Origin of the sequence: Pantoea trifolii (assembly GCF_024506435.1) — a bacterium.
GTDB classification, from domain to species: Bacteria; Pseudomonadota; Gammaproteobacteria; order Enterobacterales; family Enterobacteriaceae; genus Pantoea; species Pantoea trifolii.
Genome location: NZ_JANIET010000001.1, coordinates 532,829 through 549,275, shown reverse-complemented (window position 1 = coordinate 549,275; position 16,447 = coordinate 532,829). Strand labels below are relative to the sequence as shown.

The window sequence follows — 16,447 nt, the reverse complement described above, 5'->3', positions numbered from 1 at the left end:
AGGAAGAAACAATGAGTGCTGAAACAGCAATGGTCGAGACGTGCTACGGTCCGGTGAGCGCGGAAGTCATGGCGCGTGCTGCGAAGATTCGCCTGCTGATTTGTGACGTTGATGGCGTGATGTCGGATGGCGTGATTTACATGGGTAACAGCGGTGAAGAGTTGAAAGCTTTTAACGTGCGCGATGGTTATGGCGTGCGTTGCCTGCTGACCTCCGGCGTTGAAGTGGCTATTATTACCGGCCGCAAAGCAAAACTGCTGGAAGATCGCTGTAAGACGCTCGGCATTACGCATCTTTACCAGGGACAATCGGATAAGCTTTTGGCCTGGCGGGAACTCCTGGATAAACTGTCATTGACCGCAGAGCAGGTCGCCTACATTGGCGATGACCTGATCGACTGGCCGGTGATGGCGCAGGCGGGTTTGAGCGTGGCCGTTGCCGATGCCCACCCGATTTTACTGCCGCGCGCGCATTATGTGACCCGCATTGCCGGTGGGCGCGGCGCGGTACGTGAGTTGTGCGATCTGATCTTGATGGCGCAGAACAAATTTGAGGATGCCAAAGGGCAATCAATATGAGTAAGAGCAGGCGTTGGATGACGCTGATCCTGGCCTTGATCGCCTTAGTGCTGATCGGCTGGAATCTCACCAACCAGGATGACGACCGAACGCCGGTAGCAACCAACGATCAAGCGCCAACCTACACCAGCGAGAAATCGAACACGGTGGTGTATAACCCAACAGGCGCGCTGGGCTATAAGCTGGTCTCCGATAAAGTCACCTACTTTGCTGCCGATGAGATAAGTTGGTTCGATAATCCGGTGATGACCACCTATGACGTAAACAAAGTCGCGACATGGTCGGTGCGCGCCGATAAGGCAAAGCTGACTAAAGATCGTATGCTTTATCTTTATGGCAACGTTGTCGTCAATACCTTGACCCAGGATTCACAGCTTGAGCGCATCCTTACCGATAACGCTCAGGTTAATTTGGTCACCCAGGATGTGACATCTGACGATCAAGTCACCCTTTTTGGCCGCAGTTTTAATTCCACTGGCATGAAAATGCGCGGCAATTTACGGACGAAACACGCAGAGCTGCTTGAAAAGGTCAAAACTTCCTATGAAATTCAAAATGAACAAAAATAGCCTTAAGTTATTGCTGGTGGGTACGCTGCTGGCAACGAGCCTGCCTGCGCTGGCATTAACTGGCGACTCAGACAAGCCGGTGAATATTGACTCCGTCAACCAGGCGCTGGACCTGCAGGGCAACGTCGCGACCTTTACCGGCAACGTGATTGTGACCCAGGGTTCCATCAAGATTACCGCCGATAAAGTGGTCGTCACCCGTCCGGGCGGCGATAGCAAGAAAACCATCGTTGATGCTTACGGCACGCCAGCCACCTTCTATCAGATGCAGGATAACGGCAAGCCGGTGCAAGGCCACGCCAGTAAACTGCACTATGAACTGGCGAACGATTTTGTTGAACTGACCGGTAATGCCTTCATTCAGCAGCAGGACAGCAACATCAAAGGCGACCGCATCACTTACCTGGTGAAAGAGCAGAAGATGCAGGCGTTCAGCCAGGGTGACAGCAAGCGCGTGACCACCGTTCTGGTTCCGTCGCAGCTGCAGGACAAAAACGGTTCGTCCGCGAGCCCTAAAAAGAGTAACTGATTGCTATGGCAACACTAATCGCTGAGAACCTGGCGAAAGCCTACAAAGGCCGCCGCGTGGTGGAAGATGTTAGCCTGCAGGTAAAATCCGGCGAGATTGTCGGCCTGCTGGGCCCAAACGGTGCCGGTAAAACCACCACCTTTTACATGGTGGTCGGAATTGTGCCGCGCGATGCGGGCCGCATCATAATTGATGATGAAGACATCAGCATCCTGCCGCTGCATGCGCGCGCCCGTCGCGGTATCGGCTATCTGCCGCAGGAAGCCTCGATCTTCCGCCGCCTGAGCGTGTACGACAACCTGATGGCGGTGCTGCAGATCCGTGATGATCTGACAGAAGAGCAGCGTCAGGATCGTGCCAACGAGCTGATGGAAGAGTTCCATATAGGCCATCTGCGCGACAGCATGGGCCAGGCGCTGTCGGGTGGTGAACGCCGTCGTGTGGAAATTGCCCGCGCGCTGGCGGCTAATCCGAAATTCATCCTGCTGGATGAGCCTTTTGCCGGTGTTGACCCGATTTCGGTTATCGACATCAAAAAAATCATCGAGCATCTGCGTGACAGCGGCCTTGGCGTACTGATTACCGACCACAACGTGCGTGAAACCCTCGCGGTGTGTGAACGCGCGTATATCGTTAGCCAGGGTCATTTAATTGCCCATGGCACGCCTGATGAAATTCTTGTAGATGAGCAGGTTAAGCGTGTTTATTTGGGCGAAGAGTTCAGACTCTGATAAGGTGTCGTAACACCCTACGTTTGCTTAGGAAATTCTAACCGAATTATGAAGCAAGGTTTGCAACTCAGGCTCAGCCAACAGCTGGCGATGACTCCACAGTTGCAGCAAGCCATTCGCTTGCTGCAACTCTCTACGCTTGAACTCCAGCAAGAACTCCAACTGGCGCTGGAAAGCAATCCGCTGCTTGAACAAACCGATCTGCACGAAGAAATCGACGCGCGAGAATTTCAGGAACAAGAGAGTGATTCATTAGACACACGTGAAGCACTTGAACAGAAAGACATGCCTGAAGATCTCCCGCTCGACGCCACCTGGGACGAAATCTACACGGCGGGCACGCCGTCAGGCACCGGCACCGATTACCAGGATGACGAACTGCCAATCTATCAGGGCGAAACCACGCAATCGCTGCAGGATTATCTTATGTGGCAAGTGGAGTTAACGCCGTTCACTGATACCGATCGCGCCATCGCCACATCCATTGTTGATGCCATTGACGACACCGGCTATCTCACCGTCAACTTACAAGATATTTATGACAGTATTGGCGATGAAGAGCTGACGCTGGAAGAAGTTGAAGCCGTGCTCAAGCGCGTGCAGCGTTTTGATCCAGTCGGCGTTGGTGCCCGTGATTTGCGTGATTGCCTGTTAGTCCAGCTGTCGCAATATGATGCCGCCACGCCCATGCTGGCGGAAGCGCGCCTGATTGTGAGCGAACATCTTGATCTGCTGGCCAACCATGATTTCCGCAGCCTGATACGCGTAACCCGTCTGAAGGAAGAGGTGCTGAAGGAGGCGATGTTGCTGATTCAGTCACTGGATCCGCGCCCTGGCCAGTCAATCAATACCAGCGAACCGGAATATGTCATTCCCGATGTGCTGGTGCGTAAAATCAGCAAGCGCTGGACAGTTGAACTCAATTCCGACAGCATGCCGCGCCTGAAAATCAATCAGCAGTATGCTGCGATGGGCGGAGCTGGCCGTAATGAAAGCGATAATCAGTATATTCGTAGCAACTTACAGGAAGCCAAGTGGCTGATTAAGAGCCTGGAGAGCCGTAACGACACGCTGCTGAAAGTGACACGCTGTATCGTTGAACAGCAGCAGGCATTTTTTGAGCAGGGTGAGGAGTACATGCGTCCGATGGTGCTGGCGGATATCGCTCAGGCTGTTGATATGCACGAATCCACTATTTCCCGCGTGACCACGCAAAAGTATTTACACAGCCCGCGTGGCATCTTTGAACTGAAGTATTTTTTCTCCAGTCACGTCAACACCGAGGGCGGCGGCGAAGCCTCGTCTACGGCGATTCGTGCATTAGTGAAAAAATTGATCTCGGCGGAAAACCCCGCAAAACCCTTGAGCGACAGCAAACTGACCTCCATGTTATCCGAACAGGGCATCATGGTAGCGCGACGTACGGTTGCTAAATATCGCGAGTCTTTATCTATACCGCCATCAAACCAGCGTAAACAGCTGGTTTGACCGAACGAAGAAGGAAGACCTATGCAGCTAAACCTTACCGGACTTAATGTTGAGATTACCGAACCTCTGCGTGAATTTGTAAATACCAAATTTGCCAAACTGGAACACTATTTTGATCGTATCAATCAGGTTTATATTGTTCTGAAGGTTGAGAAGGTGACGCAGATTGCGGATGCAACACTGCACGTCAACGGCGGGGAGCTGCACGCCACATCGGAAGCGGAAGACATGTACGCGGCCATCGACGGGTTAATCGACAAGCTTTCCCGTCAGCTGACCAAACACAAAGACAAACTGAAAAAACACTAACCTTCACGCTTGCAGAGTGCTGACTGATTCGGCACTTAGAGCTTAATGGGGCGGATATTACCGCCCCGTTTTGTCATCTGCGCAAGCGCCAGCGGGCGAACGGCAATGAAATCAATCGCCTGAACCTCGCGGCTATGTGAACTCGCAAGTGAAACGATGATGAACAACGATCTAACACTGGAATTGAGCTCGGTCCTTTCACTGGACTGTACCCGTAGCGGCGTACACTGCCAGAGTAAAAAACGCGCGCTGGAAATTATCAGCGAGCTGGCAGCGAAGCAGCTCAATCTGCCGCACCAGACGCTTTTCGAAGCCATCCTGACCCGCGAACGTATGGGCAGTACCGGTATTGGCAACGGCATTGCCATTCCACATGGCAAGCTGGAGGAGGACACATTACGCGCTGTCGGCGTGTTTATCAGCCTCGATCAGCCTATCGCTTTTGATGCGGTAGACAATCAGCCGGTTGACCTGCTGTTTGCCCTGCTGGTACCTGCAGACCAGTGTAAAACCCACTTGCACACGCTTTCGCTGGTTGCCAAACGTCTGGCGGATAAAACCGTCTGTCGTCGTTTGCGTGCGGCACAGAGCGACGAAGAGCTCTACGCCATTATCACAGAAGCTCAGGAAGCACACTCTTAAGCGAGAAACACTTTTACCGGCCTGTTCGCCGGTTTAAAACGGGAGAAATGTGATGGTGCTGATGATCGTTAGCGGTCGGTCAGGCTCAGGAAAATCAGTCGCGCTGCGTGCCCTTGAAGATATGGGCTTTTACTGTGTCGACAACTTGCCGGTGGTTTTGCTGCCGGAGCTGGCGAATACCTTAACCGAACGCAATATCTCTGCGGCGGTCAGCATTGACGTGCGCAACATGCCGGAATCACCGGAAGTCTTTGAAGCCGCGCTCAACAATCTGCCTGATACCTTCTCGCCGCAACTGCTGTTTCTCGATACCGATCGCAACACGCTGATTCGCCGCTACAGCGATACGCGTCGTCTGCATCCGCTCTCCAGCAAAAATCTGTCGCTGGAGAGTGCTATCGATGAAGAGAATGATCTGCTGGAGCCGCTGCGCTCACGCGCCGATCTGATTATCGATACCTCCGAGATGTCGGTTCATGAATTGGCGGAGATGCTGCGCACGCGCCTGCTGGGCAAGCGCGAGCGTGAACTCACCATGGTGTTTGAGTCATTCGGCTTCAAACACGGCATTCCAATCGACGCCGATTATGTCTTCGATGTGCGCTTCCTGCCGAACCCGCATTGGGATCCCAAACTGCGTCCGATGACCGGCCTGGATCGTCCGGTTGCCGCCTTCCTCGATCGCCACACCGAAGTACATAACTTTATCTATCAAACGCGCAGCTACCTGGAACTGTGGCTGCCGATGCTGGAAACCAACAACCGCAGCTATCTCACCGTCGCCATCGGCTGTACTGGCGGGAAGCACCGCTCAGTGTATATCGCTGAACAATTGGCGGATTATTTCCGTTCACGCGGTAAAAACGTGCAATCTCGTCATCGCACTCTGGAAAAACGTAAATCATGACCGTGAAGCAAACCGTTGAGATTCGTAACAAGCTGGGCATGCACGCGCGCCCGGCAATGAAGCTGTTCGAGCTGGTGCAGAGTTTTGATGCTGAAGTGTTGCTGCGTAACGAATCGGGCACCGAAGCCGAAGCCAGCAGCGTGATTGCGCTGCTGATGCTCGACTCAGCGAAAGGCGGCCATATTGAGATTGAAGCCAGCGGCCCGCAGGAAGAGCAGGCGCTGGCAGCGGTTATAGAACTGTTTGAAGCGGGCTTTGACGAAGATTAAACCTATCAATGCAGCTTGTATCGGTTGAGGAAACCTTCGCCGCCCAACTGGCGCATCTGCCGCATAATCCACTGCTGGCGCTGCCGCGTGTAGCCTGAAGGCGCATCAGCGCGGAAACGGATCGGATTGGGCAGAACCGCTGCCAGTAATGCCGCTTCAGACATCGTCAGACGGCTGGCGGGTTTGTGGAAATAGCGCTGTGAAGCCTCTTCCACGCCAAACACGCCGTCGCCAAATTCTGCGATATTGAGATAAACCGTCAGGATACGCCTCTTAGTCCACACGGTTTCGATTCCCACCGTTAATCCTGCTTCCAGCCCTTTACGCAACCAGCTGCGACCATCCCACAGCAACAGGTTTTTCGCCGTCTGCTGCGAAAGGGTTGAAGCGCCGCGCATGCGTTCATTGCCATCGTTATCCAGCACTGACTGGATAGCATCAACATCAAAGCCCCAATGCTCAGGGAACTTTTGATCTTCAGAGGCGATAACCGCTAATGCCATCCATGGCGAGATCTCGTCCATGCCGACCCAATCCGAGTGCGCCACATAATCAAAACGCCCGGTAAACCAGGCGCCGATTTGCCGTTCCACCATCACCGCCGAGAACGGTACCGGTAAAAATGCAAACAGCAAAATGCCCGCTAACCAGATGCCAAGCCAGGCCAGCAGCACTTTAGCAATCAGCACTTTAATACGTTTTCCCAGTGTCCCTTTACTCTTGCTCATGCAATTTTCTCTTACCTGTTCCCTGTATTAATCAATCACCCAAGTCACAATAGCGAATACCAACGATTAACCACTAAATTTTATCCTCAGACAGGTAAAGACGTCTGGAAAATTGTTGCCATTGTAATCAGTGTTCCTCTATTAGAGCCAATCACATCAAGCACTTCCGCCAAAAAGGAATCGGTTCCATAACGATAAATAGATCAAATGCTGCATGCATGGACACTTAACTGAATGTGATATCGCTCACGCAAATTCTTTCATGATACTTAACTATCAATTTTACTGTTGTTCGAACATGTTCATTGATAACAGAGACCATTCTGAAAAATGCCACCAAATCTGTACGATCCTGCGCACATTCGACCTCACGGATGGTAAAGCGATTTACCGCACGTTTGGTTTACATTATTCAATAAACTCTAAACTGGAACTTTCCGTTTAAGGTTTCCAAAACGTTTTGGATAAGCCGTCGAAAAATCTGTTTTTACCTATAAACATCAGAGTGTTAATCTCACTTAACCTCAATTTTTTGTCAGAATCAGATTTTCCATGCTTCCACCCGGATTTTCTTGTGGCTCACTGAAGCAAAACCAGGCTAAAAGCAGAACATTTGGTCAAAAAAGGTGCAATATGGCAAAGAAATTAATTCCTTGCTTGACTGTGTCATCAAATTAATGTTTTCTGTATTTAATCGCTGCTCAACATCACACAATTTAATGAATCTTGTCGCAAGCATTGGCGAATTTGTTAAGGTGATTTTGGAGCGTTAACCAATACCGAACTGTTGCTTTCTTATTCGATTTCTAATAATAGCAACAGTACCCATTTCCCTGGTGTTGGCGCAGTATTCGCGCACCCCAGTTTCGACTGGGGTCATTTTTTTCTAACGTCCTGTAATTTTTCCCGCTCAGCGACCCATTCGCGTAAAACGTTCACGTCTCTGAGCCATTCCTGTTTTAATTCGTCGACCCACTCTTGCACATTGTCCCACCACGCTGGCAATTCTGGCGACTGAATCTGTTTCGCTAGCTGCTGCAAATGCAGTAAGCCAACCGAACCTGCTGCACCTTTGATCTTGTGTCCTTCTTCAGCAATGCCTTTTTGGTCGCGCGCCATCATGTTGGAATCCAGCACGTCGAGATAACCCGGCATCATCTGCTCAAACATAGTGAGGCTTTGGGTAATCAATCCTGGGCCAACCAGCTCAATGTATTGCTCCAGCATCGTCACATCTAACAGCGTACGCGACTGTGCGTCTGATGAATCGACGGCAATCTCTTCCTGTTCCGGCTGATAATCCCAGAACTTCTTGATCACCGCCGTCAGCGCTGGCACGGCAAGCGGTTTGCTCAACACATCATCCATGCCGGCATCGAGATACTCTTTTTTGTCTTTCAGGACGTTGGCGGTCAATGCCACCAGCGGCGGCAGCGCCACATCTGCATAACGCTGATGGATGGCACGCGACACGTCGAGGCCGGTCATATCCGGTAGCTGAATATCGAGCAGCACCAGATCGAACTCCTGCGGATCAAACATCGCCAGCGCATCCGTTCCGGTCATCGCGACGTCGACGCTGCAGCCCAGCTTCTCCAGCACCGAACGCGCTACAATGACGTTGAGCTCGATATCTTCCACCAACAACACGTGCAGCGCCGGCAATGGCATGCTGTCATCCAGATTGTCGTCTTCCACTTCCTCAGCGACGCGTGGCGCGTTGATCTCGACGGTAAAGCAGGAACCCTGCCCCGCGACGCTACTGACGCTGATATCGCCGCCCATCGCCTGTGCCAGACGACGCGAGACCGCCAAACCGATGCCGGTGCCCGTCGCCGGTTTGCCACCGTGCTGATCTTTCACCTGGTAATACATCGCGAAGATCTTGTCCTGCTCTTCCTGCGGAATGCCCATACCGGAATCCTGCACTTCAAAGTGCAGCGTTTCATCCTGACGATAGGCGACGCGCACCACAATCTCGCCCTGCTGGGTAAATTTCACGGCGTTGCCAATCAGGTTCCACAGAATCTGACGCAAGCGCGTACCATCCGCCGAGATTTTATGCGGCAGCGGCAGCTCTGGCGCCATGACAAACTTCAGCCCTTTTGGCTGCGCCAGCAGACCGGAGAGGTTTTCCAGATCGGCGAGAAAGCCGGTGAAATCCAGCGGCTGATTATCCAGCTGCACTTTGCGGCGCTCGATTTTGTCCACTTCGATCACATCATTGAAGATGTTGCCCAGCGTGATGGCTGAAACGTGAATGGTTTTGAGGTACTTGAGTTGCTCCTGATTGAGGTCGGTATCCAGCAGGATGCGACTCAGCCCAACGATGCCATTCAGCGGCGTACGCAGCTCGTGGCTGATAGTTGAAATAAAGGTGGTCTTCTCACGGCTGGCGTTCTCCAGCGCGTCCTGATAGCGCTTACGCTCGGTAATATCGCGGCCAAAGCCCATCAGGCCACTGCGTTTACCCACGCGATCGTAATAGGGCACTTTGCGGATTTCGAAACAGGCTTTGCGCCCATCGGGATATTGCAGCCACTGTTCGTACGTCAGCGATACATTGTGGCGGAACACCTTCTCATCGGTTTCCAGCACTTTAGTAGCGGCTTCGTCATCGTAGATATCGCGCGGAGTCAGGCCAATCAGCTGCTTTTCGCTCATGCCGGTTAGCAGTTCCATGGCGCGGTTACAGCCGGAGAACTGCTTATCAATGTTGCGGTAGAACACCAAATCCGGTGATGCATCCAGGAAAGAGCGCAGGAAGGAGGATTGCTGTTCCAGCTCGATTTGCGCCTGCTCGCGTCGTGCCATCTCTTCGCGCAGCTTATCCATCACCTGCTCACGCGCCTGCTCAGCTTTAATACGATCGTTAATTTCCTGATTAAGCTGGGTGATGGTCTCCTTCATCTGCTGATTAAGCTCAAGATCGCGCGTACGCATCTCTTCCAGCTTATCCACCAGTTTTGACAGGCGTTGGCGCGACTCTTCCAGCTGATCGACCACCACCGAGAGGAAATAGACTGCCCAGGGCGTAATCAACAGACCGAAGAAGATGGAGCGGACAACGTCGATGCTTTCCACATGTCCGCGCAACACCATGGTGACGGCCATCTGCACCACCATCGCCAGTACGACCAGCGCCGAGGCTAACAGCAGCGAAAAGCGTACCAGGCCGAGTTTGACCATCAAATCAACGTAGTACTGCGCTAAAAGACGAATCTGTTTCATTACGAGCTCCCTGAACGAAATCTGGCTCATGATAGCGTAATTATCGCTGCGCTGCCCCGCTTCACCCGCCCATATCGCGCGGGTTATGCCCTGTAATGGTGCATCGTAGCGCGATTTCGCCGACGTTCCCTTCTATATGCGCAAAGCGCTTGACTAATTCTGCCAACTGAATAATCTGGAGGGCCGCGCTTTTGCGGGCCTTATCTCAACATCCTGTGCTAATCAGCACCCTGGCAGCCATTTGCCCTGATGGTTGCACCTCTTTATTGCATACCCATTCAACTTAAGTGATTTATTAAGCACGCCGCGCGTAATTAATTTTACTAATGGCAGCCCCATTTTGATTCAAATATGACGCCATAAGAAAAACAGATACATGCTGTGTATCAACTGCCCCCAACAGAATTAAATGCTGTTGTAACCCTTCCTGCCAGCATTGTTTGGATATTAGAGGGCTGGGTCACAGTGAGACGGCTCACACTTCCTGAGGGAATGCGTAGCGGGAGATTGACATAAATTTACGCAATAAAACCTTAATAATCATTTAATTAAGCGATAAGAAAGCGGATTACCCGCAACAAAGCTGGCTATTTGACCTGAGTTCGCTTTCCCGATAAGTTGGAATTCCACTGGAAGCTTTCCTGGTGGGCCTGTGTCTCGGCATATCTATGCAGCAAGAAGCCTCCCTCTGGATGCAAGCTATCTCCCGAAAGAGACCGGAATAAAAAGAGCAGCTCATTAAGGACGTGACAACAGTGTCTTAAGAGCCCTTGCTCGGTGCTGCGACGCCCGCTCTTTACTGAGCGGCACAAGAATTGATACCGCCGCGCTGACTTAAATTGTCACGCTGCGGTACGCGAAATAATGCAGGTAATGTCAAAAGAAGTTTAAGGAGACTCTCAATGTCCACGCAAAAACCGAATCCCTATGGTTTGTATGACCCATCAGCCGGAAGTGACAGCTGTGGTGTAGGTTTCATTACCCGTAAGGACGGCGAGCAGACGCATGAGATTCTGCGCATGGCCCATAGCGCGCTATGCACAGTCCCGCACCGTGGCGGCATGTCTGCCGAAGGCGTCGGCGATGGCGCGGGTGTGAACGTCGATCTCTCCCTGAACTTCTTCCGCAAGGTTACCGGTCTGGCGCTGGAAGCTGGCCGTTTTGGCGTGGGTAACTTCTTCGTGCCAAAAGACGCAGAGCTGCGTGCTAACGCCGAGCGTCTGGTCGAAGAAACGCTGGCGGCGCATAACTTCCCGATCTTAGTGAAACGCGATATGCCGCTCGACGGCAGCGTGACGCGCCCGGCCGCCCTGCAATTCCAGCTGCCGATTGTGCAGTGGATTTTTGCCGCGCCGCAGGAAGTGACTGAACAACTCGAATTCGAGCGCCAAATTTATCGCGCGCTGCTGGATATCGAAGCACGCGCCTTTACCGAAAGCGAATTCGGCGGCCTCTATCCGCTGTCGCTCTCTTCGCGCACGCAGGTATTTAAAGCACGCCTGAACTCCAACGAAGTGATCCCGTACTTCAAAGATTTGACCGATGAGGACCATCAGGTCCGCGGGCTGTTCTTCCATACCCGTTTCTCGACTAACACCGATCCGCACACCACCATGGCGCAGCCGTTCCGCTTAATGGCGCACAACGGCGAGCTGAATACCGACCGTAAAAACCGCATCGCTGAAGCGGCACTGATGCTGGCGCGCGGTAAAAAAATTGTGCGTCCAAAAGGTCAGTCAGACAGCTCACGTCTCGACCAAAGCATCCACAGCCGTTTGATGGAAGATAATCTCGACCTGATTAACGCCGTGGTGTCGATGATGCCGCCGGCGTGGGAGAACGATACGTCACTCTCAAACGAAGTGCGCGCCATGCTCGAGTACTTCTCTTTATATGAAGAGAAGAACGATGGTCCAGCTGCGCTGATCTTCGGTAACGGTGAAGTGATCGGCGCGCGTCTTGACCGCCTCGGTCTGCGTCCGCTGCGTTCCGTTGAAACTGCGGAATACATCGGTGCGATGTCTGAAGCGGGCCAGATCGCCTTCCCACCGGAAAGCGTCCTGCGTCGTGGCCGCATCGAAGCGGGCGGCATGCTCTATTACGATCACAAAGAGAAACGCTCTTACACCACGGTTGAAGCGCTGGAGAAACTGGCGGCCGAAAAAGATTACCTGTCGCTGCTGAGCAAAGCGCGTATCGATCTCGCCGACCTGCCGGAAATTCAGGCGGAGCAACTCGGCTCGCCGCTGCGTTATCGTGGAGACCTCAAAACCTATCAACGTTTTGTCGCCTACTACTACAACCAGGAAAGCTTCAAATTCATGATGGATCCGATGCTGCAAACCGGCGCTGAGAAGATCTCAGCAATGGGTTACGGCAACGCCATCAATGGCCTGTCCGATCACGAAGGCGGCATGGCGCACTACTTCTCACAGCGATTTGCACAAGTCACCAACCCGCCGCTCGATTCGATTCGTGAAGCGGACGGCATGACGCTGCGCGTTGCTCTGGGTGCGAAACCGCATCTCGGCCGCAGTAAAGGTCAGCAAATCATTGTTCCGACGCCAATTCTGACGCATCTCGACATGCTGCGCCTGCGCGAGCAAACCGTCGCACCTTATGCGCGCTTCGAGATGCTGTATGAGCCGGTGGTCGGCAAAGATATCGTCAGCCGTGCGGCCAACGCCAACGCGCTGGAAAAAGCCATTGATGACTTAGCCCAGCAGGTGGTGGATTTCGCACGCCAGCAAGGCGGCATCGCGGTGATCACCGACCGTCATATCTCCTCAACGCACGCAGCGATTCCGATGCTGCTGATGGTGTCGGCGATCAACCAGCGCTTGGTGCAGGAAGGTCTGCGTCTGGATGTTTCGCTGGTGGTCGAAAGTGGTCAAAGCATCTCTTCACACCACATCGCGGCGACGCTGGGCTTCGGTGCTTCTGCCGTATACCCACTCGGCGTGCAGATGCGTGCAGAAGAGAAATTCGGTGAAGGCGAAGAAGGCAACAAAGCCTTTAAACGCTATGCCAAAGCAGCCGAAAAAGCGCTGATGAAAACCATGGGTAAAGTCGGCCTGTGTACCGTTGAGAGCTACAGCTGCGGCGAGTTCTTCGAGCCGAACTTCCTCAATACCGACGATCCGGTATTGAAGAAATATTTCCCGAATATCAAAACCCCAGTCGGCGGCGCGGGCTTCCCGGCAATCGCTCAAATGGCAGTTGACTGGCATCAGAGCGCGTTGAAAATTCAGGGCGAAGCGGAAGTGCCGTTGCTCGGCCTGTTCAAAGAGCGTGCTGAAGGCGCGGGCCACTCGTACGGCACCATCGCGGTACGTACCTTTATCGATATGACGGAACAGCCGATTCGCTTTGCTAATAAAGAGCGCGAAGAGGACAACTTTATTCGTTTGATGACGTTGGCCAAACTGGATAACGCATTCAACATCAAAGCAGAAGCCTTTAAAGACAGCAGCTTTGAGCGCATCCCGAATGATGTGATCGACACCTTTGCCATCACGCCCGATTACCGTCAGTTCTCCGGCCTGATGCATGCCGAGCGTAAACGGCGTCCAGCGGCCCTGCGCGACATCCTTGCGCTGCCGTGCGATTTGACCCACGTTGATAGCGAAGCCGAATTCGGCCGCAAACTGGGCCGCTACTCGCTGGTGAACAACGGCTTCGCTACGCGTGGCCTGAAGTGTGAAGCGGTGAACGGCAGCCTGAATCAATTTGAGCTGCGTCTGATCGATGCGATTGCGGGCTTGAAACCAGAGAACGAGCGCCTGGAAGCGCTGGCGCGTGCGCTGAAAACCCGTTTTACCGACGATATCGAAAGCAGCAGCGTGGCGGATGGCGTACTGCACATCACCGCTTACGGCAAAGCCGCTGATTATCTGTCGCTGATCTTCACCGCGCTGCCATCGCTGCCGCTGGAAGAGATTCAACCGGCACATGAAATCACCCGCACCTTTGCTTCCGGTGCGATGAGCCACGGTGCGCTGGTTGCGCCTGCGCACGAAGCTGTCGCGCACGGTACCAACATGGTTGGCGGCATGAGTAACTGCGGTGAAGGTGGCGAGCACTATTCACGTCACGGCACCATCCGTGCGTCACGTATCAAGCAGTTGGCATCCGGTCGTTTCGGCGTGTGGGCGGCTTATCTGGCTGACCCGATGCTCGAAGAGCTGGAGATCAAAATCGGTCAGGGCGCGAAGCCCGGTGAAGGCGGTCAGTTGCCGGCACCGAAAGTGACCGTTGAGATTGCCGCCGCGCGTGGCGGTACGCCGGGTGTTGAGCTGGTTTCACCGCCACCGCACCACGACACTTACTCCATCGAGGATTTGGCACAGCTGATCCACGACTGTAAAGCCGCGCGCGTGCGCGTCATCGTCAAACTGGTTTCATCTGAAGGTATTGGCACCATCGCCGTCGGCGTGGCGAAAGCCGGCGCGGATGTGATTAACGTCGCGGGTAATACCGGCGGCACCGGCGCAGCTTCCGTTACCAGCCTGAAATATACCGGCCGCGTCGCGGAAATCGGTATCGCCGAAGTGCATCAGGCGCTGTGTGCTAACGGCCTGCGCGACAAAGTGCAGCTGCGCTGCTCCGGCGCGCAGCAGACCGGCAGCGATGTGATCAAATCTGCCCTGCTCGGTGGCGACAGCTTCGAGTTCGGCACCACCGCGCTGATGATGTTGAAATGCGTGATGGCGAAAAACTGTAACGTCAAATGCCCGGCCGGTTTAACCACCAACGCCGAAGCCTTTGATGGTGATCCGCGTCAGCTGGCGCAGTACTTCATCAACGTGGCGCAGGAAGTGCGTGAGTTCCTCGCCCGCCTTGGTCTGCGTTCCCTGCGTGAAGCGCGTGGCCGTTCGGATCTGCTGCACTTGATGGATCACCCGCTGGAAGTCGGCAAACTGGATCTGCGCGCGATGTTGACCGTGGTGCCAGAGCAGAAAATTGCTAAGCCAGTGTATCTGGAAAAAGACTTTGAACTGGATGATGGCTGGGTAAACGAGCTGAAAACGCAGCTGGTTGGCGCGGCAAGCCGTGAAATCGCGCTGGGCGCGGGCATCACCCTGAACAACCGTAACAAGAGCGTGGGCGGTCAGTTGGCGATCGATATCGAGCGCATGCTGAACCATGAGTTACCTAAAGATCAACTGGCAGCTCTGCCAGCGGTAATGAAAGACGATCGCGGTCGTCACTATCTGGCGCCGCGTAGCGTGCAGATTAACACCAGCGGTTCTGCTGGCCAGTCGTTCGGCGCGTTCTGCAACGACGGCATGCAAATGAAGCATTACGGCACCTGTAACGACGGCGTTGGCAAAGGCCAGTGCGGCGGCGAACTGGTGGTGATGTCACCAGGCGGCGGCGCACAGGACAGCGATGGCAACGTATTGATCGGTAACTTCGCGCTGTTTGGCGCGACCGGTGGTCGTCTGTTCGTTCAGGGCCAGGCGGGTGACCGCTTCGCCGTGCGTAACTCCGGCGCTACAGCGGTAGTTGAAGGCGTTGGTGATTTCTGCTGCGAATACATGACCAACGGCGCCATTCTTAACCTTGGCACCTTTGGTAAAGGCTTCGGCAACGGCATGAGCGGCGGTTTCGCTTACCAGTATGATCCGTATGGATCGCTGGCTGCGCACGCGGCAGGTGATTCGGTGCTGTTTGGCTCCATCGCCGATGAAGATGAAATGGCGCAGGTGCACAAACAAGCGGTGCTAACCATGCTGAACTGGCATCTGGAAGCGACCCAATCGCCACGCGCGGCCTGGCTGCTGGATAACTGGGAAACCGAGTGCCATCACTTTGTGTATGTGATGCCGCGTTCGCTGCTGCTGTATCAGGATGGCACCGAGATCCTGAAAGCCAAATCACGCAAAGACTTGCTTGAAGAGCTGTCAACGTCGCTGGCTGCGCATCAGGTGACGAAATTCAAATCGGCCTGGCGTGACGGTAAAACCATTGCCAATGGCGCGGTTCCGGCTTACGGCGCGACCGATACGCTGGAGATGTTTGTTCTGCTGAACAACTACACCGTTCTCAGCCTCGCGCAGCAGCTGGCGCTGGGCAAACTGCCGAAAGGCACGGCAGTGGAAGATCCGGCGGTGGAAAAAGCGGTACGCAATCTGCTGATGACCGAAGATTTCACCTTGATAAGCCGTCTGCAACGTCATGCACGCTCGGCGATTGAGAGCTACAGCGATGACGAACTGGCAAGCCTGATCGCCGCTAAACGTATGGCAGATTACAAAGCAGCATTAACGCAGCGCAACATTCGCTCCATGGACAGCCTGGCGACATACGGCTGGATCATTTATCAGGATGCCTGCAACCGTGAAGTACTGGGCCATCTGCCTGATTTTGAAGAGCTGTTTGCGCGTGCGGCATTGCCAGAAATCGCAGCTGCAGTCGGAAAACTTTCCTGATTACAGTGCTACTGAACATGTGTAATTTAGTT

Annotated in this window: 12 protein-coding genes; 10 read left to right on the top strand and 2 right to left on the bottom strand. The window is 53.7% G+C overall.

Features of this window, described 5'->3' with window-relative positions; all coding sequences use genetic code 11:
* Positions 1–11 precede the first annotated feature (11 nt).
* The 9 genes from kdsC (at position 12) to npr (ending at position 6,022) form a co-directional block, all read left to right on the top strand.
* Positions 12–578, top strand: a complete 567-nt coding sequence (kdsC, locus tag NQH49_RS02410; RefSeq protein WP_256698259.1) for a 3-deoxy-manno-octulosonate-8-phosphatase KdsC — start codon at positions 12–14, stop codon at positions 576–578.
* Positions 575–1,147 (top strand): LPS export ABC transporter periplasmic protein LptC, encoded by a 573-nt coding sequence (gene lptC, locus NQH49_RS02405; RefSeq protein ID WP_036648345.1) that lies wholly within the window; start codon positions 575–577, stop codon positions 1,145–1,147. Before kdsC ends, lptC begins: the two co-directional genes overlap by 4 nt.
* Positions 1,122–1,676: a lipopolysaccharide ABC transporter substrate-binding protein LptA gene (lptA, locus tag NQH49_RS02400; RefSeq protein WP_256698258.1), complete on the top strand. Its 555-nt coding sequence runs from the start codon at positions 1,122–1,124 to the stop codon at positions 1,674–1,676. Before lptC ends, lptA begins: the two co-directional genes overlap by 26 nt.
* Before the next feature lie 5 nt (positions 1,677–1,681).
* Positions 1,682–2,407 carry an LPS export ABC transporter ATP-binding protein gene (gene lptB, locus NQH49_RS02395; RefSeq protein ID WP_256698257.1) on the top strand — a complete coding sequence of 242 codons (726 nt, stop codon included), beginning with the start codon at positions 1,682–1,684 and terminating at the stop codon, positions 2,405–2,407.
* Between the two features lie 48 nt (positions 2,408–2,455).
* Positions 2,456–3,895 carry an RNA polymerase factor sigma-54 gene (rpoN, locus tag NQH49_RS02390; RefSeq protein WP_256698255.1) on the top strand — a complete coding sequence of 480 codons (1,440 nt, stop codon included), beginning with the start codon at positions 2,456–2,458 and terminating at the stop codon, positions 3,893–3,895.
* A gap of 21 nt (positions 3,896–3,916) precedes the next feature.
* The gene (hpf, locus tag NQH49_RS02385) at positions 3,917–4,204 is read left to right on the top strand and encodes a ribosome hibernation promoting factor (RefSeq protein ID WP_008104375.1); all 288 of its coding nucleotides are present in this window, start codon (positions 3,917–3,919) and stop codon (positions 4,202–4,204) included.
* A gap of 159 nt (positions 4,205–4,363) precedes the next feature.
* Entirely contained in the window at positions 4,364–4,846 is a 483-nt protein-coding gene (gene ptsN / locus NQH49_RS02380) for a PTS IIA-like nitrogen regulatory protein PtsN (protein ID WP_175501705.1), read from the top strand.
* Positions 4,847–4,898: 52 nt separating this feature from the next.
* A complete protein-coding gene (rapZ, locus tag NQH49_RS02375; RefSeq protein WP_008104378.1) occupies positions 4,899–5,753 on the top strand; it encodes an RNase adapter RapZ in 855 nt (284 codons plus the stop codon).
* Entirely contained in the window at positions 5,750–6,022 is a 273-nt protein-coding gene (gene npr, locus NQH49_RS02370) for a PTS phosphocarrier protein NPr (protein WP_008104379.1), read from the top strand. The genes rapZ and npr overlap by 4 nt, the downstream gene beginning before the upstream one ends.
* A gap of 5 nt (positions 6,023–6,027) precedes the next feature.
* On the opposite strand, the gene mtgA is transcribed toward npr, so the two are convergent.
* Positions 6,028–6,750, bottom strand: a complete 723-nt coding sequence (gene mtgA / locus NQH49_RS02365) for a monofunctional biosynthetic peptidoglycan transglycosylase (protein WP_256698254.1) — start codon at positions 6,748–6,750, stop codon at positions 6,028–6,030.
* 876 nt (positions 6,751–7,626) lie between these two features.
* Positions 7,627–9,981: an aerobic respiration two-component sensor histidine kinase ArcB gene (gene arcB, locus NQH49_RS02360; protein ID WP_256698253.1), complete on the bottom strand. Its 2,355-nt coding sequence runs from the start codon at positions 9,979–9,981 to the stop codon at positions 7,627–7,629.
* A gap of 902 nt (positions 9,982–10,883) precedes the next feature.
* On the opposite strand from arcB, the gene NQH49_RS02355 reads away from it, so the two are divergent.
* Positions 10,884–16,415 (top strand): glutamate synthase-related protein, encoded by a 5,532-nt coding sequence (locus NQH49_RS02355; protein WP_256698251.1) that lies wholly within the window; start codon positions 10,884–10,886, stop codon positions 16,413–16,415.
* Positions 16,416–16,447: the final 32 nt, after the last annotated feature.

What these genes read in the sequence shown, in the direction of transcription:
- rapZ (WP_008104378.1), top strand. Translation starts at nt 4,899, where the DNA reads ATGGTGCTGATGATCGTTAGCGGTCGGTCAGGCTCAGGAAAATCAGTC.
- mtgA (WP_256698254.1), bottom strand. Translation starts at nt 6,750, where the DNA reads ATGAGCAAGAGTAAAGGGACACTGGGAAAACGTATTAAAGTGCTGATT.
- rpoN (WP_256698255.1), top strand. Translation starts at nt 2,456, where the DNA reads ATGAAGCAAGGTTTGCAACTCAGGCTCAGCCAACAGCTGGCGATGACT.
- kdsC (WP_256698259.1), top strand. Translation starts at nt 12, where the DNA reads ATGAGTGCTGAAACAGCAATGGTCGAGACGTGCTACGGTCCGGTGAGC.
- lptA (WP_256698258.1), top strand. Translation starts at nt 1,122, where the DNA reads ATGAAATTCAAAATGAACAAAAATAGCCTTAAGTTATTGCTGGTGGGT.
- arcB (WP_256698253.1), bottom strand. Translation starts at nt 9,981, where the DNA reads ATGAAACAGATTCGTCTTTTAGCGCAGTACTACGTTGATTTGATGGTC.
- hpf (WP_008104375.1), top strand. Translation starts at nt 3,917, where the DNA reads ATGCAGCTAAACCTTACCGGACTTAATGTTGAGATTACCGAACCTCTG.
- lptB (WP_256698257.1), top strand. Translation starts at nt 1,682, where the DNA reads ATGGCAACACTAATCGCTGAGAACCTGGCGAAAGCCTACAAAGGCCGC.
- npr (WP_008104379.1), top strand. Translation starts at nt 5,750, where the DNA reads ATGACCGTGAAGCAAACCGTTGAGATTCGTAACAAGCTGGGCATGCAC.
- lptC (WP_036648345.1), top strand. Translation starts at nt 575, where the DNA reads ATGAGTAAGAGCAGGCGTTGGATGACGCTGATCCTGGCCTTGATCGCC.
- ptsN (WP_175501705.1), top strand. Translation starts at nt 4,364, where the DNA reads ATGAACAACGATCTAACACTGGAATTGAGCTCGGTCCTTTCACTGGAC.
- NQH49_RS02355 (WP_256698251.1), top strand. Translation starts at nt 10,884, where the DNA reads ATGTCCACGCAAAAACCGAATCCCTATGGTTTGTATGACCCATCAGCC.